The sequence below is a fragment of the Lawsonibacter faecis genome (assembly GCF_014287675.1).
Taxonomy (GTDB): domain Bacteria; phylum Bacillota; class Clostridia; order Oscillospirales; family Oscillospiraceae; genus Pseudoflavonifractor; species Pseudoflavonifractor faecis.
This window is the reverse complement of record NZ_JACOPQ010000009.1, coordinates 52,495-70,756: the sequence shown is the minus strand read 5'-3', so window position 1 is coordinate 70,756 and position 18,262 is coordinate 52,495. Positions and strand designations below refer to the sequence as shown.

General features: G+C 59.1%; 17 protein-coding genes. 6 read left to right on the top strand and 11 right to left on the bottom strand.

Going from position 1 to position 18,262, the window contains the following annotated elements:
* Window positions 1-17: 17 nt before the first annotated feature.
* Entirely contained in the window at window positions 18-1,490 is a 1,473-nt protein-coding gene (locus H8S62_RS12060; protein WP_186919537.1) for a sensor histidine kinase, read from the top strand.
* On the top strand, window positions 1,487-2,410 hold the full coding sequence (locus H8S62_RS12055) for a GerMN domain-containing protein (protein ID WP_186919536.1): 924 nt from the start codon (window positions 1,487-1,489) through the stop codon (window positions 2,408-2,410). Before H8S62_RS12060 ends, H8S62_RS12055 begins: the two co-directional genes overlap by 4 nt.
* 766 nt (window positions 2,411-3,176) lie before the next feature.
* Here H8S62_RS12055 and H8S62_RS12050 read toward each other — a convergent pair.
* From H8S62_RS12050 to H8S62_RS12030, 5 genes are all read right to left on the bottom strand, one after another.
* Complete coding sequence (locus H8S62_RS12050; RefSeq protein ID WP_186919534.1) at window positions 3,177-4,052, bottom strand: carbon-nitrogen hydrolase family protein; 876 nt, start codon at window positions 4,050-4,052, stop codon at window positions 3,177-3,179.
* A gap of 43 nt (window positions 4,053-4,095) precedes the next feature.
* On the bottom strand, window positions 4,096-5,601 hold the full coding sequence (locus H8S62_RS12045) for a sodium:solute symporter family protein (RefSeq protein ID WP_186919532.1): 1,506 nt from the start codon (window positions 5,599-5,601) through the stop codon (window positions 4,096-4,098).
* A 14-nt stretch (window positions 5,602-5,615) separates the two neighbouring features.
* Window positions 5,616-5,906: a DUF997 family protein gene (locus H8S62_RS12040; protein WP_186919530.1), complete on the bottom strand. Its 291-nt coding sequence runs from the start codon at window positions 5,904-5,906 to the stop codon at window positions 5,616-5,618.
* Between the two features lie 171 nt (window positions 5,907-6,077).
* Entirely contained in the window at window positions 6,078-6,359 is a 282-nt protein-coding gene (locus tag H8S62_RS12035; RefSeq protein WP_186919529.1) for a hypothetical protein, read from the bottom strand.
* A 19-nt stretch (window positions 6,360-6,378) separates the two neighbouring features.
* Window positions 6,379-7,341: an AEC family transporter gene (locus tag H8S62_RS12030; RefSeq protein WP_186919527.1), complete on the bottom strand. Its 963-nt coding sequence runs from the start codon at window positions 7,339-7,341 to the stop codon at window positions 6,379-6,381.
* A 645-nt stretch (window positions 7,342-7,986) separates the two neighbouring features.
* Between H8S62_RS12030 and H8S62_RS12025 the strand changes: the two genes are divergently transcribed.
* A complete protein-coding gene (locus H8S62_RS12025) occupies window positions 7,987-9,270 on the top strand; it encodes an O-acetylhomoserine aminocarboxypropyltransferase/cysteine synthase family protein (protein ID WP_155148700.1) in 1,284 nt (427 codons plus the stop codon).
* A 307-nt stretch (window positions 9,271-9,577) separates the two neighbouring features.
* Here the strand turns inward: H8S62_RS12025 and H8S62_RS12020 are convergent, their stop codons facing one another.
* The 3 genes from H8S62_RS12020 to H8S62_RS12010 all read right to left on the bottom strand — a co-directional run bounded on the left by H8S62_RS12020 (window position 9,578) and on the right by H8S62_RS12010 (window position 11,865).
* Window positions 9,578-10,321: an ABC transporter permease gene (locus H8S62_RS12020; protein ID WP_186919525.1), complete on the bottom strand. Its 744-nt coding sequence runs from the start codon at window positions 10,319-10,321 to the stop codon at window positions 9,578-9,580.
* Window positions 10,308-11,042, bottom strand: coding sequence for an ATP-binding cassette domain-containing protein (locus tag H8S62_RS12015; RefSeq protein WP_186919523.1), 735 nt, complete (start codon window positions 11,040-11,042; stop codon window positions 10,308-10,310). Before H8S62_RS12015 ends, H8S62_RS12020 begins: the two co-directional genes overlap by 14 nt.
* 76 nt (window positions 11,043-11,118) lie before the next feature.
* Window positions 11,119-11,865, bottom strand: a complete 747-nt coding sequence (locus H8S62_RS12010; RefSeq protein ID WP_186919522.1) for a MerR family transcriptional regulator — start codon at window positions 11,863-11,865, stop codon at window positions 11,119-11,121.
* Window positions 11,866-12,094: 229 nt separating this feature from the next.
* Between H8S62_RS12010 and H8S62_RS12005 the strand changes: the two genes are divergently transcribed.
* From H8S62_RS12005 to H8S62_RS11995, 3 genes are all read left to right on the top strand, one after another.
* Window positions 12,095-13,882 carry a substrate-binding domain-containing protein gene (locus H8S62_RS12005; RefSeq protein WP_186919520.1) on the top strand — a complete coding sequence of 596 codons (1,788 nt, stop codon included), beginning with the start codon at window positions 12,095-12,097 and terminating at the stop codon, window positions 13,880-13,882.
* 129 nt (window positions 13,883-14,011) lie between these two features.
* Window positions 14,012-14,461, top strand: coding sequence for a MarR family winged helix-turn-helix transcriptional regulator (locus tag H8S62_RS12000; RefSeq protein ID WP_186919519.1), 450 nt, complete (start codon window positions 14,012-14,014; stop codon window positions 14,459-14,461).
* A 6-nt stretch (window positions 14,462-14,467) separates the two neighbouring features.
* Complete coding sequence (locus H8S62_RS11995; RefSeq protein WP_186919517.1) at window positions 14,468-15,013, top strand: flavodoxin domain-containing protein; 546 nt, start codon at window positions 14,468-14,470, stop codon at window positions 15,011-15,013.
* 45 nt (window positions 15,014-15,058) lie between these two features.
* Here the strand turns inward: H8S62_RS11995 and gatB are convergent, their stop codons facing one another.
* From gatB to gatC, 3 genes are read right to left on the bottom strand one after another with little or no spacing between them, the layout of a single operon-like run.
* A complete protein-coding gene (gene gatB, locus H8S62_RS11990) occupies window positions 15,059-16,483 on the bottom strand; it encodes an Asp-tRNA(Asn)/Glu-tRNA(Gln) amidotransferase subunit GatB (protein ID WP_186919515.1) in 1,425 nt (474 codons plus the stop codon).
* Window positions 16,480-17,916: an Asp-tRNA(Asn)/Glu-tRNA(Gln) amidotransferase subunit GatA gene (gene gatA, locus H8S62_RS11985; RefSeq protein ID WP_186919627.1), complete on the bottom strand. Its 1,437-nt coding sequence runs from the start codon at window positions 17,914-17,916 to the stop codon at window positions 16,480-16,482. The genes gatB and gatA overlap by 4 nt, the downstream gene beginning before the upstream one ends.
* Window positions 17,917-17,926: 10 nt before the next feature.
* Window positions 17,927-18,214 carry an Asp-tRNA(Asn)/Glu-tRNA(Gln) amidotransferase subunit GatC gene (gene gatC / locus H8S62_RS11980; protein ID WP_155148716.1) on the bottom strand — a complete coding sequence of 96 codons (288 nt, stop codon included), beginning with the start codon at window positions 18,212-18,214 and terminating at the stop codon, window positions 17,927-17,929.
* Window positions 18,215-18,262: the final 48 nt, after the last annotated feature.

The window sequence follows — 18,262 nt, the reverse complement described above, 5'->3', positions numbered from 1 at the left end:
ATTTGGGAGGTGGTTCCATGGAGAAGAAGCCCCGCGCCGCCAAGCCGCGCAAGGTCCATCTGTGGAGCTCCCTCCAGACCAAGTTCGCCCTGACTTATATCGTGGTCATTGCGGCGGTGCTGGTGCTGCTGAATACATACCCCCTCCTGGTCTCCCGGGATCTGGTCATCAAATCCAAGCAGACCGCCCTCCAGAGCCAGGCGTCGGTGGTTGCCTCCAACCTGGCGGGCCTTGAAAACCTGGGCCTGGATAATCGGGACAAGGTGGATCAGATCATAGGCGACCTGCCCGACATGGGCCTGGGCCGCATCGTGATCACCGACGCGGCGGGCCTTATTCTCTACGACAACGGGGAGGTGGGGGACAACGTGAGCCGCTACGCCCTCTTCGGCGAGGTCACGCAGGCCCTCCGGGGCGAGGGGTACGACGTGTTCCGCTGCGAATACCGGGACGGGGCCTTCCGCAGCCGCGCCGCCGCACCTGTGGTCTACCGGAATGTGATCATCGGCGCGGTTTACTTCTACGAGTACGACAACGAGCAGGGCGGGCTGCTGGTGGGCATCCAAAACAATCTGCGCAATATCTCCATCGTCATCTGCGTGGCGGCCCTGCTGCTGAGCCTGGTCTTCTCCGGGGTGCTGACCAGCCGCCTCGCCACCCTGCTGCGGGCCATCCGCATCGTCCGGGAGGGGGAGTACAGCCACCGGGTCCAGCTGGGGGGCCACGACGAGCTGGCCCTCCTGGCGGACGAGTTCGACCAGCTCACAGGCCGCCTCCAGACAACGGAGGAGGTGCGCCGGCGCTTTGTCTCCGACGCGTCCCACGAGCTCAAGACACCTCTGGCCTCCATCCGCCTGCTCACCGACTCCATCCTCCAGAACGAGCAGATGGACGCGGAGACCGCCAAGGAGTTTGTGGCTGACATCGGGGAGGAGGCCGAGCGCCTCACCCGCATCACGGAGAAGCTCCTCACCCTCACACGTATGGACACCGCCCCCCCGGTGGAGACCGAGCCGGTGGACGTGAAGTATGTGGTGGAGAAGGTGGAGCATATGCTCTCCCCTCTGGCCCAGGCGGTGGACGTGCGCCTGCGGTGCAGACTGGAGGAGGGCTGCCTCGTCCGGGCCACCCAGGACGATCTCTATCAGATCGCCTTTAATCTGATGGAAAATGCCATCAAGTATAACCTCCCCCAGGGCGAGGTGCTGGTGACTCTGGAGGGGACGGGGGAGACCGTCTTCCTCCGTGTGGAGGATACCGGCGTGGGCATCCCCGAGGAGGACCTGCCCAAGATATTCGACCGCTTCTACCGGGTGGACAAGGCCCGCAGCCGCGCAGCGGGCGGCACGGGGCTGGGCCTCTCCATCGTCCGGGACACCGCGCGCCAGCACGGCGGCACGGTGACCGCCCGCCACAGGGAGGGGACCCAGGGCACCTGCTTTGAGGTGACCTTCCCCCGCTGCCGTGCAAAGGGGGTGTGCAGGGTATGAATAAGCGCCTGATGGCGATCCTCTGCGCCCTTGCCCTGCCACTGAGCGGCTGCGGTGTGTCCGGCGGGGAGACCCTGCCCCCCGAGGGGGCATATAAGGTCTACTATGCCGTCACCGGCAAGCAGGCCACGGTCCGGAGCGTGGACTATGAGTACCGCATTCCCGACGCGGATGCGGAGACCGCCTCCGCCCTGGCCAGGATGGTGATGACCGCCCCGGAGACCTATGGGCTGTCCTCGCCCGTCCGGCCGGAGGTCCACTTCCGCTCCGCGGAGCTGGAGGAGGACGGACGCCTCCACCTGGACCTCTCGGAGCAGTACGGCGGACTCTCCGGCATTGACCTGACCATCGCCAACGCCTGCTTCACCCTCACCCTCTGCCAGCTGGAGGATGTGGATTCGGTCTACATCACCGTGGAGGGGGAGCCCATCCCCTACCAGACCCTTCAGCTCCTGCGGGAGAGCGATCTGGTTCTGTCCGGCGCGGAGGAGGAGACTGTAACCATCTCCGCCACGCTCTACTTCCCCTGGGCCGGGGGCTACGGTCTGGCGGCGGAGCAGCGGGACGTGGTGAAGACCGAGAGCGAGGGCGTGGCGGCCGCCCTGGTGAGCGCGCTTCTGGCGGGCTCCCAGAGTGGGGACGGCGTGCGCCGCCTGATGCCCGAGGGGACTCAGCTCCGCTCCGTCACGGTGGAAAACGGCGTGTGCACCGTGGACCTCTCCGGGGAGTTCCTCAGCGGAATGCCCGAGGTGGCGGCGGATGCCCGGCTGCTGATCTACTCGCTGGTGAACACCGTCTGCGCAATGGAGTCGCTGGAGGTCCAGTCCGTCCAGCTTCTGGTGGAGGGTCAGCGAGTGCCCGATTACGGCGGTGTAAACGCCGCCGTGCCCCTGGAGCCGGACTTTACCCTGGCGCAGTAGAAGATCACCGATTGATATAGAGGAAAGCCTTATTCGTGAGATGAGCTGAATTATACCGCTTATCAAATCCGAAATAGGGCGTATATGTCCCATAAACCCACCAAAACCGGTCGGGGAAGATTCCGGATTCTTTTTGAAAAGTCAGAGCTGTTCTCGGGTATGAGAAAGCGACATTGGCCTGGCGACTTGAAGCCGGTACGTTTCTTCCGGACGAGTGGAGGCATTACAGGGTTTTCGCACAGGGCTATATTGCGGATGTGATTTTTCAGTGGCTACCCGGTATCACTGTGTACTGCGGCGCCGGGGCAAATATCGGTTAGCCTTGACATATCCCGAGCAGTTGCTTAGCACGCACGTTCTTGATGGTTTTGTTATGTAATGAGTTGAAGTGCTCGGCCCATTAAACTGTTTTGTTGGATGTGTTTAGAACTTGCACACGGTTTACACGCTGAAAAGTTCTGGAGATGCGCTGAACATGGTGAAATTAGCTCCTATCGGTTGTGGTAGGAGCTAATTATGTGTTTATACTTCTTGCAACTGAAACTGGCTATTAGCACTACGTGTATAAATAAATCAGTAGAGCGTAAAGCAATAGAGAATTGCAGACAAGACGCTTCTGCTTCTACTATTATAAATGATGAAAGACAGAGAAGCGAGATCTTATCATCTTGACGGGAAGGCACCCGTAAATAAAAAACAGAGAGACGGCCAGAGGCCCATCTCTCTGTGCAAAAATACGATGTCATCCCTGCATGTACAATTGCAGTCAGGCTTTCAGCTCCATGAGTGCTTTGGCGTATCGGAAGGTCTCGGAGAGCACATCGTACCTGGCATCTCGCAGTGTAGGCATGAATGCCCGCTCGGCATAGAGCGGCGTCGATTCCAGAGTGGCTCGAACCACTGCGGGTCCTTCCAATAGCTCATTCAAAACCTTTCCGCTGGGGTCCACTGCCATACTGTTCCCGGCAAAATATGCCTCCCCGTGATAACCACAGCGATTCACACCGATGGAGTAAAACCGGTTCTCAATAGCGCGGCATCCCACCAGCGTATAAAGGACCTTTGGTGGCGTTACATAGTCTGGCGCGTTCCAGATATTAACCATAATCTCACAGCCCTTGTATGCTTGCAGGCGGGAAACTTCTGGGTACCATGTGTCATAGCAGATTTGCATTCCAATATTGCCGAGCTCAGTCTTAAAAACGTGAATAGCATCCCCTTCGCGGAAATAGTGCTTTTCCTCGCCTGGTATATGGATCTTGCTCTGCTGTCCTATGAGTTCACCGTCCGGCCCGAAAAACGCGGCAGTATTATAAATCAACCCGGGAATTTCATGGTGTGCCTCGCATAGACCTATGATGCAGTAAACGCCGTAATTCCGGCACAGCTTGCTGACGAGCCGAGATGTTGCCCCTTCTGGGATTAACTCTGCCACGCGCATGTAGTCATTTCCAAAGTCTCTGGACCGCTGAAACACATACCCAGAGTTGGATAGCTCGGGGAAAATAACGAGGTCTGGTTTTTCTTCGGGTGCCACCTCGCAGGCGTTGCGGAAAGATTCTTCTATGTTTTTGCGGTTGGTTTGCACGTCTAGGGAGACTATGTTAATTTGACACATCGCTATCTTTAACGCATCTTTCATGACAGCCTCCATTTCATAATATATAGACGAAGCCCTCAGACAATCAGCCTTTTTCTACCTCAATTACCATGCCGTCAGTATAGAAAGGCTCAATCACTTCTTCCTGTGAATGCTTTGTCAGTTTACTGACGACTATAGTCACTAGCGTCCCCAAAATCAGCCCCCAACCAATTACGTGGAACCCGAGGGGGTTCGTCCAGGCAGGGTTGAGGTGCCCAACCAGCACAATTCCCGCACCCAAGATACCGCCGGATAGTGCCCCTGCTTTTGTCGTCCCGGGGAAATAGGCCATTCCTAAAAACATTGGTGTAAAAGCACATCCCATGGAACCGGTAGCCAGTGTGGAGAGGGTCATCAGCAACTCAGGCGGGTCAATAGCCATGAGAACACCGCCGAGCGAGACTACCAGCGTACTGACGATGAGTAAGATTTTAATGCCACGGGGTGACATACGCCTGACCGCACCGCTGGCAATGTCGTTGGTAATAGACGCCGATGCTGTAAGGACGAGTGCGGTCGCCGTGGACATTGTGGCCCCCAATACGCCGGCTAGACATACACCAGCCAACAAGGGATGAAGCTGAGTCAGTGCCAATTGTGGGAACGCGAGATCTGGAGAATTCAGATTGGGCAGCAGGCATTTGGCAGCGGCGCCTGCGACATACATACATGGGTACCAGATTAAAATTGCTATTGAGCCAAAGATGATTGCTGGCTTGAATGAGGTACCGGGCTTCGTAGCTAGGAACCGGGACTGCGCCGAAGGCTGGCCAATACCGACCACCGCCATCAGGCAAAGGCCATAGGAGATAAAGCGTGGGATAGACAAATAGTTATCCACGCCCGGCATCCGAACCAATTCTGGATCGATAGAGTCCATTGTCGTTATCATGTTTACCAAGCCAAGCTTGCTCAACACTACGACGGCTATCAGTACCAAACCGAAGGTCATAAATCCCGCTTGTAACACATTGGTCCATGACTGTGCTTTTGCACCTCCAAAGGAGATGTAGAGGGTCATAATAACACCTATCAGAATAATACAAGCGGCGTAGCTCCAGCCGGAGACACTCTCAATCACGCGGGCAGACCCAGAAAACTGTGTGGATATGTTGGCAAATAAAATAACGACGATCATAATACCGGTAATTCGTCTGGCACTTTGACCAAAGCGAATTCCAAGCAACTCTGGTATAGAGGAGACCTTAAAGCGGTTTCCCAGGGTAGTAAAGCGCTTACCTAGAACCGCAGTGCCCAGTACGCCATACCATAGGCCGTTATTCTGCCACGCTGCCCCGACCAATCCCTTGGCATAAATCAGACTGGGAGTTGCAATCAGGGATCCACCGCTAATAATTGTGGCGGCGACTGTAAGCCCCATAATCCAAGTGCTGATTGTGCGGCCAGCAGTATAGTAATCCGAGATTACGCCCTCCGCGTTCTGACCAGTCTTATGCTTCTCAGCCAGCCGTACCGCCTTCGGCCGATAGAGTCCCACACCCAAGTTGAGGGCAAGGAACAGAATAACGACGGCAAATGCCATACTCATGGTTCTGTCCCCCTTCAGTCCTTATAAATTTTTGTAAGATATACAATCAGATAGACGATTAATGCAACTGTTGGCACAAAGATTCCGAGGATAATCCAGAGGGGAATGCCCCATACATAGGAAATATCGCCATATCCGAAAATCCCACATGAGGCAATCGTAAAGACCGCAAAGACCAGATAGGCAATGATGGTAATAAAGGCCTCTTTTTTGCACTGGTGATAGCTGCAGCCAGAGGTGGCACGCATATCCAGTTTATCAGCTGTGTATTTACCTGTCTGTGCATTCTCTTGAGTCTTATTCATTTAAGATAACCTCCTCCTTTTTACTTCCTTCAAGTAGCCGCCCTGCACAAGTTCTCTGCATATCCGTCTGTCTGACCGCCACCCTTCTGTATTTTTTTGCTTATGATGTACCAGATCGCCTCCTTCTGGAAATTTTTATCTAATACTGGGTCGGCCTAGTAGCGTAAATGATTAATAAACATACAGAATTTTATAGATAAAGTTTACCATCGCAATGATGATAATACAGTTGAGTATAATCTCACAACGGACCTCTCTGCGTGTGAGCGGGCTATTCGTAAGCACATAAATGAAAGAGAGGATCAGCGCCAGCGCAGCGCCCACAGTCATCAGATACATTCTGGCCAAATCCTCCTTTACAACGATGCCATAGAGGAAAAAGACAAGCAATGTGCCAATTACAAGGACCTCATCTCGTACCAGCGCAGACAATACAAAACGCCTTCTCTTCAAGATTATCTCCCCCTCTGACTTAAAGTAGCTGAAATATGCTCAGTAAATACAGTGCAAGCGTTACGGTAAATACCGACAGGATTGTGGACAGCACCACTGCTGCCGCCGCTAAATCGCTGTTGCCGCCCATAGATTCCGTCATGACATAGCAGGCCGACGGGTTTGCAGAGGTAAACAGGATTGCGATAGCCGCCAGCTCGATACCCCGAAATCCGCAGAATACCGCCACCGGGACCACCAGTACCGCCTGAAACAGTGTCTTAACCAGGGCCGATAATATTGTATTTTTCCAGCAGCACCGAAGGCGTTCCATGTCCAGTGAAGCCCCAACACACAGCAGAGACAGCGGGACCGCTACATTGCCCAGGCTCTCAACGGGGCTGCGCAGCAGCGGCGGCAGCCTCCAGCCCAGAAGTTCCGACAACACGGCCGCTGCAACCGCTAAAATAAGGGGGTTCTTAGCGATCTGTACGAGGGTATGCTTGATGGTCTCCCACCTGCCCGCAGACTTTGGACCGCCGCCCACGAAGCAGAAAACTGCAAGTATGTTATAGAGAATGACAACGGTGGTAAGCAATCCGGTACACTGGGCGACGCCCGCCTCTCCCGCGATGCTGCGGATCATCGACAGCCCCAGCACCGTGAAGCTGCTTCGAAAACCTACATGCACGAATGTCCCCTCGTCCTCCCGCGGTCTTACAAAGCGTTTCGCGAAAAGCCACAGCAGCGCATAGACGGCCAGGGTCGCCAGCAGCGCAAAGCCCGGCAGACGAACGTTTTTTAATGATGTAAGGCCCGTTTCGCTGATATCGAGAAATATTCGTACCGAGAGGAAATAGGTAAAGCAAATGCGGCTGAGTTTCGCTGTGAATGCGCGATTTACCACCCCCCTACGCATAGCGATATGCCCTAGAAACACCAAAGCAAAGGTCGGAAATACAGCGCTTATAGAAAAACTCAAATTTTGAAGTGCATTTTCCACCAGAACCACCCTTTCACGGTTCAGTAGAACGGGCCTATTTGATGCCTGTATCTTATACCGATAATTTCGACATATCAATAGCTTATTTTATGAATTTCGACAAAATTCAACAAAATATTGTCTGAGTTTTAGTTCCCGCAAGAGCGGATAGTCAATCCTGTTTATAATAAATGAAATGAGACAAATGCTCCGATTTAACAGTTTATTTGCACTATAATCGACAAAATTCTGAAAGCATTGCAGACGGGGAAATACTGAAATTGACATTCTCGTCAAAAGGTTTTAAAGTCAGTTGATAATAATAATCCTCTGCAGCTATCGAAACATGGCGATATCATGCGAACTTTTAGGCGAAAACCTAAGACGAAAGGATTTATATTGAATGCAATCAGGAAACTGAGCATTGATGTATGAAAGGGGATGAGAACGGAGTACAGATTGTAATTATTCTTGAATATAAGAGAAATATCAAAATAATAAGACATATAGATAAAAAAAGTTTAAAAGTGAAAAATCTTGTAAGTATTCTTGACATATCCATACCAAGCGTGTAGGATATACGTTAACGTGTAAAAGCAAGCGCCCCATGGGGAAACCAAAGCGGTGCCGAACGATTCATTTTCTAGAGAGAGGGAGAACACCACTATGAGCGATTACCGCATGAACACCAACTGCATTCACGCCGGCTACCGGCCGGGCAACGGGGAGCCCCGGAACATCCCCATCGTCCAGTCCACCACCTTCCGCTACGCCACCAGCGAGGCCATGGGCGCGCTCTTCGATCTGGAGGCCAGCGGCTACTTCTATACCCGCCTCCAAAACCCCACCAACGACGCGGTGGCAGCCAAAATCTGCACTCTGGAGGGCGGCAGCGCCGCCATGCTCACCTCCTCCGGCCAGGCGGCCTCCTTCTACTCCGTCTTCAACATCTGCTCCTGCGGGGACCATGTGGTCTCCTCCTCCACCATCTACGGCGGCACCTATAACCTCTTCGCCGTCACCATGAAGCGCATGGGCATCGAATTCACCTTCGTGGACCCCGACTGTACCGCGGAGGAGCTCTCCGCCGCCTTCCGGCCCAACACCAGGGCCGTCTTCGGCGAGACCATCGCCAACCCCGCCCTGGCTGTGCTGGACATTGAAAAGTTTGCCAAGGCCGCCCACGACCACGGCGTGCCCCTCATCATCGACAACACCTTCGCCACCCCCATCAACTGCCGCCCCTTCGAGTGGGGGGCCGACATCGTCATCCACTCCACCACCAAGTACATGGACGGCCACGCCAACGCCGTGGGCGGCGCCATCGTAGACAGCGGCAGATTCGACTGGACGAAGTATCCCGATAAGTTCCCCGGCCTATGCACCCCCGACGAGAGCTACCACGGCGTGACCTATACCGAGCGCTTCGGCCTGGAGGGGGCCTACATCACCAAGGCCACCGTCCAGCTCATGCGGGACTTCGGCGCAATCCCCTCGCCCCAGAACTGCTACTACCTCAACATTGGCCTGGAGACCCTCCACCTGCGGGTCGCCCGCCACTGTGAGAACGCCATGAAGGTGGCGAAATACCTCCAGAGCCATGAGAAGGTGGCCTGGGTCAAGTACGCGGGCCTCCCCGGCGACAAGTACTACGAGCTGGGGCGGAAGTACCTTCCCAATGGCTCCTGCGGCGTGGTGTCCTTCGGCGTGAAGGGCGGGCGCAAGGCCGCCGAGCGGTTTATGGCGGGCCTGGAGCTGGCCTCCATCGCCACCCACGTGGCCGACGCCAAGACCTGTGTGCTTCATCCCGCCTCCGCCACCCACCGCCAGATGAACGACGCGGAGCTGGCCGCCGCCGGCGTCGCCCCCGATCTGGTCCGCTTCTCCGTGGGCATCGAGGATGCCGCCGATATCATCGCCGATATTGAAAAGGCGCTGGCAGACGTATAAGGACAGGCTGAAAATGCCCACGGAGACCGGCGCTTTTGCGCCGCGCAAGCGTTTTGCAGAGCAAAACCTTGGCGCAGGGGTGATTTACTCACCCCGAGCATAATAAAAATGGGCTCCCATAAAATGCTTGCATTTTATGGGAGGGGTATTGAGGATGCCGCCGATATCATCGCCGATATTGAAAAGGCTCTGGCAGGCGTGTAAACTCTAAATACAAACCGGCCCGCCTCCATTTGGAGGCGGGCCGGTTTTTTGCAGCTTTCAATATCACGCAGGGTCCGGCGGGCCGTATGCTGCGGTCCCCGCATCACTCCCACCGGAAAAACCTGACGGATACGCCGGCGCAGGCGAGAGCCAGCGCCGCCATGACGATGATTGGGACCAGCACGTCGGACGCCGGGTCCCCCAGGGCGGCGGCTTTCAGCAGCTTGATACCCTGGGTCAGGGGGAGAAGGTCGGAGACGCGCTGCAGGGCGCGCGGCATCATCTCGTAGGGCAGGGTTGCGCCGGAGAGAATCAGCATGGGGAAGTAGAGTGCGCTGGCGATGATGCCCGCTATTTTCGTGTTCGGCGCCACGCCGCCCACCATCATGCCGATGCTGAACATGGACAGCATCACCAGAAAATACCCGCCCAGGAACTGTCCCCAGGACCCCCTGAGCCGGAGCCCGAAGAAGAGCGCGCCCACGGCGTACAGCAGCAGAAGGGAGGCCAGGGCGTAGATTGCGTAGATGCACACCTGTACCGCCAGCAGCAGCCCCGGGCTGACAGGCGTCACCTGGAAGCGCTTGAGAATCTTTTTGTGCCGGTAGTCGGAGATCACCAGCGGCAGCCCCATCACGCCTCCGGCGCAGATGGCGATGGTGGAAACCGCGCCGAAGGACTGTTCCAGGAAGGTGTATCCCGCCCCCTCGAAGGCAGGGCTTCCGCCGTAGAGGACGCCCAGCAGCACCAGCACCGCCAGCGGCGCGCAGATGGCGAAGATGACCATATCCATCCCACGCAGGGAGAGCTTCATCTCGTTTTTCAGCATGGCTTTAAAGGCTCTCATCATCCGTTCCCTCCTCACCGCTCAACCACAGATATGCGTCCTCCAGCGTCCCGCCGGGGCCGGCCGCCACGGTCTGGGCCACGGTCCCGCAGAAGACCTGCCGTCCGCCCTTCAGAATACAGACCCGGTCGCACAGGGCCTCTACCTCGTCCATGAAGTGGGAGGTCAAAAAGACGGTCAGGCCCTCGGCCTTCAGACCGGCCAGATACTTCCATACCCCCCGGCGGGCCTTGGCGTCAAGCCCGGTGGTCAGCTCATCCAGGAAGACCACCTCCGGCCGGGGGAGGAGGGCCAGTACGATAAACAGGCGCTGCCGCTGTCCGCCGGACAGCTCGCTGACCGGGCGCTTCTCCTTCCCGGACAGGCCGAACCGGGCCAGCAGTGCCGCGCCGTCGGCGGCCTCCCGGTAGAGGGAGCGGGTGGTCTCGCACAGCTCCTCCACCGTGATTTTGTCCTGGAAATGGGCCTCTTGAAACTGGACCCCCACCCGTTCAAAAAGCGTCTTCCGCTGTGCACGGGGGTCCAGCCCCAGGATGCGCACCGATCCGCTGTCGGCCTTCCTGGTGCCCAGCGCACACTCGATGGCGGTGCTCTTTCCCGCGCCGTTGGCTCCCAGCAGCCCGAAAACCTCGCCCCGGCCCACCGTGAGGGACAGGTCGCTAACTGCCGGAACGTCGCCGTAGGACTTACTGAGATGCCGGATTTCAATGGTATTTTCCACGCATAAAAACCTCCTTTTTTCTGCCGTGGGCAGAATCATACCACCGGACCGAGGTCTGGTGGTAAAGTGGAGGGTTTTAAAAAAGATGCTCCATTTTTTCCAGCCGTGCGTACATCATCCGGGCGTTCTCCCCGGCGCGGGCCAGGGAGGTGAGGAGCTTGTCGCAGACGGCGATGATGTCGTCCCCCTGGTCCGGCGTGTCGATTGCTGTCCGTATGTCTGCATTTGGGTCGAGAGACAGCGCGCCCAGCAGGCGCAGGATGGCGGACAGGGAGTAGTTGGCGCAGCGCAGGGAGCGGATGATCTTCAGCCGAAGCAGATCTTCAGCGGTGTAGACCCGGTAGCCGTTTTGACGCCGCTTGACTGATAGCAGGCCGTTCAGCTCCCAGCTGCGCAGGGTGTCCATGGAGATGCCCAGATACTCTGCGGCCTCCCTGCGGCGCAGGGGGGCGTGGTCCGTCGGCTGCGCGCCGGACAGGAGTTCCCGTACGCTTTTAATAGCCTCCTCGGCGTTGTTCTGCTCCCGGCAAATCGCCTGGAGATACGCCTTTGTCAGGGCCTTGGCTTTGACCAGATCCCCGGCCGCGGCGGTCTTGATGATCTCAACGGCCTGCTTGCGCAGCCCGTTTTGCAGGACCTCCACCTGAAGGGCCGTCCGGGCCAGACGCAGCTGCTCCAGGTGGAGGTCCGTAAAGACCCGGTAGCCGTTTGCCCTGCGCTTCGGCGGGGAAATCAACTTCAAATCCTCGTACAGGCGGACCGTATTCGGATGCACGCCTATGAGCCGGGCCGCCTCCGATGTGCGGTAAGTCTTCTGCTCCATTTCAGCACCTCCCTCTTGATGATACCATCCGCAAAAACCCTGGTGTATTAATGGAAGGTTAAAATAAATTGTAGCACGCGGCGGACGGAGGGACAAGTTTTGCCCGGCGTGTAACTTTTACCGCGCCTGGAACGATATAAAAATCAGAGCGGATAATTGATTCAGCGCTTGACAAATATATACTTCAATTGTAGTATGTGTCTATCAAGTACGGAGAGAGGTGCCCGTTATGAAGTCAATGGGGAAAAAGATACTTGCTCTGGTGCTGGCCTCCTGCCTGGGGCTGCTGTGCGCGGCGGCCGCCCGGGCGGCGGAGAGCGCCCAGCCCTGGTCCAAGGCCCTGGGCGACGGAAGCTACGTCCTCAAGCGCATTGAGTATACCATACCGGAGGATATGTCGTACGGCGACTCCGAGCGCCTGCTCGCCGTCTACTCCGCCACCGGTGAGACCGTCGCCATATCCGGCTATGCCGAGGATGCCCTCTACGCCGTGGTCCCCGCCGGGCGGGCGGACGAGGCGCTGGAGGCAAGGGTCGTGGAGAAGCCCGCGCCTTTTACCGATCAGGTTCAGACCTGGAACGGCAGTGAATACGATCAGACTCCGCTCAGCGCCAAGAATTTGGCGCTCCGGGGCGTCCTCCGGGGGAACGACAGGGGCGAGCTCCTTCCCGACAACACCATCACCCGTGCAGAGGCATTTACCCTCGTCACCCGCGTCCTGGGTGTTAAGAGCGCCGCCGACCCCGGCTATGCCGACGCAAAGCCCGGCGACTGGTACTATGAGACCGCCGCCGCCGCCCGGGCCTGCGGCATCGCCGCGGCGGACGCGAACTTCAATCCCTACCGCACGGTGACACGGGGGGAGATCATGACCATGGTCTACCGGGCCTTTGCCGCCGCCGGGATGGTGGAGGTCCCCGCCGGGGACGAGGCTCTGGACCTGGCCGACGCCGCCGCTGTCCCCGACTGGGCCCTGGAGGCCTATCAGGCCCTGCGGGGTAATTACGGCCTGTGCATCACCACCGCCACGGAGACGGAGGAGCTGGACAGCGAGGGCTTCCCCATCTCCGTCTACAGCGCCGAGGCCCTCAGGGGGGCCACCCGGGGTGAGGTGGCGGAGCTGCTCTATTCCGCCATTCGCTTCCTGCCTGTCTACCCGTCCAAGGCCGCCATTGAGTACGGCTTTACCGACAAAATGCCGGTCATAGACGGCTCCACCTCCACCTACCCCTATACCCGGGCCCTCTACGCCGCCCTTTTCCGCAATTACGATAACCATTCCCAGTTTCCCGCGTCCCACAGCAAGAGCCACGAGTCCTACCAGCGGCTTATCAGCGGGGAGGTGGACGTGCTCTTCGCCGCCACCGAGCCCTCTGAGGAGCTGAAGGCCCAGGCTAGGGCCGCCGGGGTGGAGCTGGAGCTCATCCCCATCGCCTACGACGCAATGGTCTTCTTTACCAACGAGGAGAACTCCGCCGCCGGCCTGACCCAAAAGCAGATTCAGGATATCTATGTGAACAACGCCTACGCCAACTGGAACCGGGTGGGTGGCCCGGACGCCGCTCTGCTGCCCTACTGCCGCAATACCGACAGCGGCTCTCACGCCCTGATGGAGCGGTACTTCCTGAACGGCGGCAAGCTGTCCCTGAACCCCGCCATCCTCCAGGGCAACGTCTCCCAGGCCATGAGCTCCGCCCTTACCGACGTGGCCGCCGCTCTGGAGACCAACCCGACTGCCTACGCCATCGGGTACAGCGTCTATTACTACTACCTCAACGCCCAGACTATGATGGGGGACGTGACGGACAACCAGCTCAAGCTCCTGGCCGTGGACGGCGTCGCCCCCTCGGACAAGACCATCGCCGACGGCACCTACCCTCTGGCGGGCTATAACTACGTCGTCCTCCGCTCCGACGAGCCCAAGGGCTCTCCCGCCCGGAAGCTGGCGGAGTTCATGCTCTCCGAGCGGGGCCAGGAGTGCGTCCAAAGCGCCGGCTTCGGCCAGTTGAAGCAGTAGAATACGCTCAAAAAAGCCTCGCCGCAGGAACCACTTCCTGCGGCGAGGCTTTTTAATACTTGACAGCACGGAGATTATATAATATATTACATATAAAACGTAAGATATTATATATCGGGAGGGAAGACCATGCAGATGCCCGACATGGAGCCCAGTTATCTCCTTTTTGGCACCGTTTTCGCCCTGGAAAACCGTTTACAGGTGCTTGGGGACCGTTTGCTCGAGGAAATTACCGCAAAACAGTGGTTTGTGCTCGTAGTTTTGGGCCTTTTTGGCGAAAAAGCACCCACTTTGGGCGAATTGGCGGAGGAGGTGGGCAGCTCGTACCAAAATGTGAAGCAAATCGCCCTTAAATTGGAGAAAAAAGGTTATGTGACCCTGGAGAGCGATAAGAGCGACCGCCGGAAATGCCTGGTCCGGCCCACCCGGCAGTGGTTCGAGCTGGGCGAAAAATACAACGCGCCCTCGACGCGGTTCATGGAGCAACTTTTTGCAGGTATTCCCCAGGAGGAGATCCGGCGCGCCGTTTGGGTGCTGCAAGGGCTGCAGCGCAACAGCAAGACCATGGGAAAGGATTGAGAAGCAATGAAAACGTTGGTGGTCTATGCGTCTAAATACGGCGCGACGGAGCGGTACGCCCGCTGGCTGGGCGAGGAGACCGGCGGAAAAGTGCTGGAGCTGAGAGAGGCGCTCCGCGCGGATTTGACCGGGTACGACACCGTGGCGGTGGGCGGAGGGCTCTACGCCGGCGGCTTCGCGGCCGCCGACTTTTTGAAAAAGCGGGCGGCGGAGCTGAAGCAAGTCCGTACGGCGCTTTTTACGGTGGGGCTTTCGGACCCGGAGGACCCGGCGAATGTGTCCCATATCCGCTCGGAGCTTGAGCGCGCATTTCCGGCGGGAGTGCTGTCCGGCATAAGGCAGTTCCATCTGCGGGGCGGTATGGATTACGGAAAGCTGGGCCCCCTCCATCGCGTCATGATGGCCATGTTCAAAAAAATGATGGAGAAAAAGGAGCGGGACGAGGGACCCACCGCCGAGGGCCGGGGCGTTTTGGAAAGCTACGGCAAATGTGTGGACTTTACGGATAGAAGCGCGCTGAAGCCTCTGGCCGCCTATTGCCGCGGAGAATAGGAAAAGGCCCGGAACTCCCCACGGAGAGTTCCGGGCCTTTTCGGCTCAGCAGCGGTCCAGTCCGGCCCGGACCGCCTCGTTGACCGCCTTGGGGTCGGCCCTGCCGTGCAGCTCCCGCATGACCTGTCCCACCAGGAAGCCGAAAGCCTTCTCCTTGCCGGCTTTGTAGTCCAGGATGGATTTGGGATTGGCGCCAAAGGCCTTTTCCACCGCCGTCGCCACGGCGCCCGGGTCGCTGATCTGCTCCAGGCCGTGCTCTTTTACATAGGCGTCCACGTCGCCGTTTTGGTCAAACACCGCGTCGAAGACCTTCACCGCCGTGTTCCGGTTGAGCCTGCCGCCCTGCACCAGGGCGATGAGCCGGGACAGGGTGCCGGGGGTGAGGGCCATGTCCCCGGGCTCCATGCCCCGCTCGGAGAGGGCGCGCAGCACCTCGCCCATGATCCAGTTGGCGCACTGCTTGGGGTCGGTACCCAGCGCCACCGCCGCCTCGAAGAAGTCCGCCAGGGCCTTCTGAGCGGTAATCATCTCGGTGTCGTAGGCGCTCAGGGCGTAGTCCCTCTGATAGCGCTCCGCCTTCTCCCAGGCCATCTCGGGCTGCTCCGCCCTGAGTCGCTCCAGGTACGACTGCGGGAGCTCCAGCGGAGGGATGTCCGGATCGGGGAAATAGCGGTAATCCTGGGCGTTCTCCTTGGAGCGCATGGCGTAGGTTGCGTCCTTGTTCTCGTCCCAGCGACGGGTCTCCTGGACCACCCGCCCGCCCTCCTCAATCAGTTCTATCTGCCGCCTGGCCTCGTACACAATGGCCCGGGAGATGGCCTTGAAGGAGCTGAGGTTTTTCATCTCGGTCCGGGTGCCCAGCCCCACGCTCCCGGCGGGCCGGACGGAGAGGTTTACGTCACAGCGCAGGGAGCCCTCCTGCATTTTGCAGTCGGACACGCCCAGGTATTGAAGGGTGGACCTGAGCTTTTCCAGATATGCAATGACCTCGTTCCCGGTGCGGAAGTCCGGCTCGGTGACGATCTCAATGAGAGGCACGCCGCAGCGGTTATAGTCCGCCCGGGTCTGGTCGCGCCAGGGATCGTGCACCAGCTTGCCCGCGTCCTCCTCCATGTGCAGCTCGTGGATGCGGATGGTCCTGCCGCCCGGAATGGGCACCGCTCCGTTTCGGGCGATGGGCAGATAGAGCTGGGACACCTGGTAGGCCTTGGGGAGGTCCGGGTAGAAGTAGTTCTTCCGGTCAAACCTGCAGTACCGGGTGATCTCGCAGCCCAGGGCAAGCCCTGCCCTGGCGGCGAACTCCACCACCTTCCCGTTGAGGACGGGGAGGGTCCCCGGCATCCCGGTGCACACTGGGCAGCAGTGGGTGTTGGGGTCGCCGCCGAACGCGGTGGTGCAGGCGCAGAAGATCTTGGTTTTGGTGGCCAGCTCCACGTGGGTCTCCAGGCCGATTACGGTCTCCCAAATCATAACGTCACCTCCGGCATGCGCCTGTGGTAATCGGTGTCCAATTGAAAGGCATGGGCCCCGTCCAGCACGGCCTGCTCACCCAGCGCCGGGCCGATGAGCTGCGCCCCGATGGGCAGCCCCTGCGCATCGAACCCGCAGGGCATAGACGCCGCGGGCAGCCCTGCCAGGTTGACGGACACGGTGTAGACGTCGCCAAGGTACATCTTCAGCGGGTCGCTCAGGCTCTCCCCCAGCCGGGGCGCGGTGGCGGGCGTCACGGGGGTGAGGAGCAGGTCGTACTTCTCGAAGGCCTCGTCGAAAGCCCGCTTGATGACCGCCTTTACCTGGAGGGCCTTTTTGTAGTAGGCGTCGTAGTATCCGGCGGAGAGGACGAAGGTCCCCAAAAGGATACGCCGCTTCACCTCGCGCCCGAAGCCGCCGGTCCGGGTAGCGCAGTAGAGGTCGTTCAGGTCCCCATATCCCTCGGCCCGCCAGCCGTACTTTACCCCGTCGAACCGGGAGAGGTTGGAGCTGGCCTCGGCGCAGGCGATGATGTAGTACGCGGGGACCGCGTACCGTACCGCGGGGAGGGCAAAAGTCTCCACCTGGGCGCCCCGCCCTTTCAGCACTTCCGCCGCAGCCAGCACGGCCCTGGAGACCTCCCCGTCCAGCCCGTCCCCGAAGCAGTCCGCCGGGATGCCCACCCGCCTGCCCCGCAGATCCCCGGAGAGGGAGGCGAGGAGCTTTCCGGCGGGGATGTCCAGGCTGGTGCCGTCCCGGGGGTCTCCGCCCATCATCACGTCCAGCACCGCCGCGCAGTCGGCGGCGGACCGGGCGATGGGGCCCAGCTGATCCAGGGAGGAGGCGTAGGCGATAAGGCCGTACCGGCTCACCGCGCCGTAGGTGGGCTTCATACCGGTAACGCCGCAGTGGGCGGCGGGCTGGCGGATACTCCCTCCGGTGTCGGAGGCGATGGCGTACCACACCTGCCCGGCGGCCACCGCCGCCGCCGCTCCGCCGGAGGACCCGCCGGCCGCCCGGCCCGTGTCCCAGGGGTTGCGCACGCTGCCGTACCAGGAGGTCTCGGAGGTGGAGCCCATGGCAAACTCGTCCATGTTCAGCTTGCCCATGCTCACCGCTCCGGCGGCGGAGAGCCGCTCCACGGCGGTTGCATCATAGGGGGGCTGAAAGTCCCCCAGAATTTTGGACGCGCAGGTGGTCTTCACGCCCCTGGTGGAGATATTGTCCTTGTAGGCCATGGGCACGCCCGCAAGGGGAGAGGCGGACAGGTCTGCGGCTGGGAACGCCGGTCCATCCGGCGTGATAAAGGTGTTCAGCGTCCCCTGGGTGGCCGCAATGCGCGCCGAGGCGGCCTCCACGGCCTCCCGCTGCGTCACCTCTCCGGCACACAGCTTCCCGGCAAGCTCCAGGGCGGTCAGCCTGCATAAGCTCATCATCGTCATCTCAATCCACCGCCTTGGGGACCAGGAACGCCTCGCCGTCGGGGACGGGGGCGCCTGAGAGCAGGACCGCCCGGTCCATTGACGGCGCCGCCACGTCCGCGCGCAGGACGTTCCTGACGGGGAAGATGTGGCTCATCGGCGCGATATCGTGGGTATCCAGGCCGCCGAGCATCTCCATATACTCCAAAATGTGCTCCAGCTCCGCCGCCATAGCGGAGCGCTCTTCGTCGGCCAGCTTCAGTCGGGCCAGGGCGGACACATAGTCCACCATTTCCTCGGTAATTTTCATGTTGACAGTTCCTTTCTGTCCCCCCGCAGAGCGGAGGGGGTATCGAGC

What these genes read in the sequence shown, in the direction of transcription:
- H8S62_RS12055 (WP_186919536.1), top strand. Translation starts at nt 1,487, where the DNA reads ATGAATAAGCGCCTGATGGCGATCCTCTGCGCCCTTGCCCTGCCACTG.
- H8S62_RS12045 (WP_186919532.1), bottom strand. Translation starts at nt 5,601, where the DNA reads ATGAGTATGGCATTTGCCGTCGTTATTCTGTTCCTTGCCCTCAACTTG.
- H8S62_RS12050 (WP_186919534.1), bottom strand. Translation starts at nt 4,052, where the DNA reads ATGAAAGATGCGTTAAAGATAGCGATGTGTCAAATTAACATAGTCTCC.
- H8S62_RS12060 (WP_186919537.1), top strand. Translation starts at nt 18, where the DNA reads ATGGAGAAGAAGCCCCGCGCCGCCAAGCCGCGCAAGGTCCATCTGTGG.
- gatC (WP_155148716.1), bottom strand. Translation starts at nt 18,214, where the DNA reads ATGAAAATTACCGAGGAAATGGTGGACTATGTGTCCGCCCTGGCCCGA.
- H8S62_RS12000 (WP_186919519.1), top strand. Translation starts at nt 14,012, where the DNA reads ATGCAGATGCCCGACATGGAGCCCAGTTATCTCCTTTTTGGCACCGTT.
- H8S62_RS12040 (WP_186919530.1), bottom strand. Translation starts at nt 5,906, where the DNA reads ATGAATAAGACTCAAGAGAATGCACAGACAGGTAAATACACAGCTGAT.
- H8S62_RS12005 (WP_186919520.1), top strand. Translation starts at nt 12,095, where the DNA reads ATGAAGTCAATGGGGAAAAAGATACTTGCTCTGGTGCTGGCCTCCTGC.
- gatB (WP_186919515.1), bottom strand. Translation starts at nt 16,483, where the DNA reads ATGATTTGGGAGACCGTAATCGGCCTGGAGACCCACGTGGAGCTGGCC.
- gatA (WP_186919627.1), bottom strand. Translation starts at nt 17,916, where the DNA reads ATGAGCTTATGCAGGCTGACCGCCCTGGAGCTTGCCGGGAAGCTGTGT.
- H8S62_RS11995 (WP_186919517.1), top strand. Translation starts at nt 14,468, where the DNA reads ATGAAAACGTTGGTGGTCTATGCGTCTAAATACGGCGCGACGGAGCGG.
- H8S62_RS12020 (WP_186919525.1), bottom strand. Translation starts at nt 10,321, where the DNA reads ATGAGAGCCTTTAAAGCCATGCTGAAAAACGAGATGAAGCTCTCCCTG.
- H8S62_RS12010 (WP_186919522.1), bottom strand. Translation starts at nt 11,865, where the DNA reads ATGGAGCAGAAGACTTACCGCACATCGGAGGCGGCCCGGCTCATAGGC.
- H8S62_RS12025 (WP_155148700.1), top strand. Translation starts at nt 7,987, where the DNA reads ATGAGCGATTACCGCATGAACACCAACTGCATTCACGCCGGCTACCGG.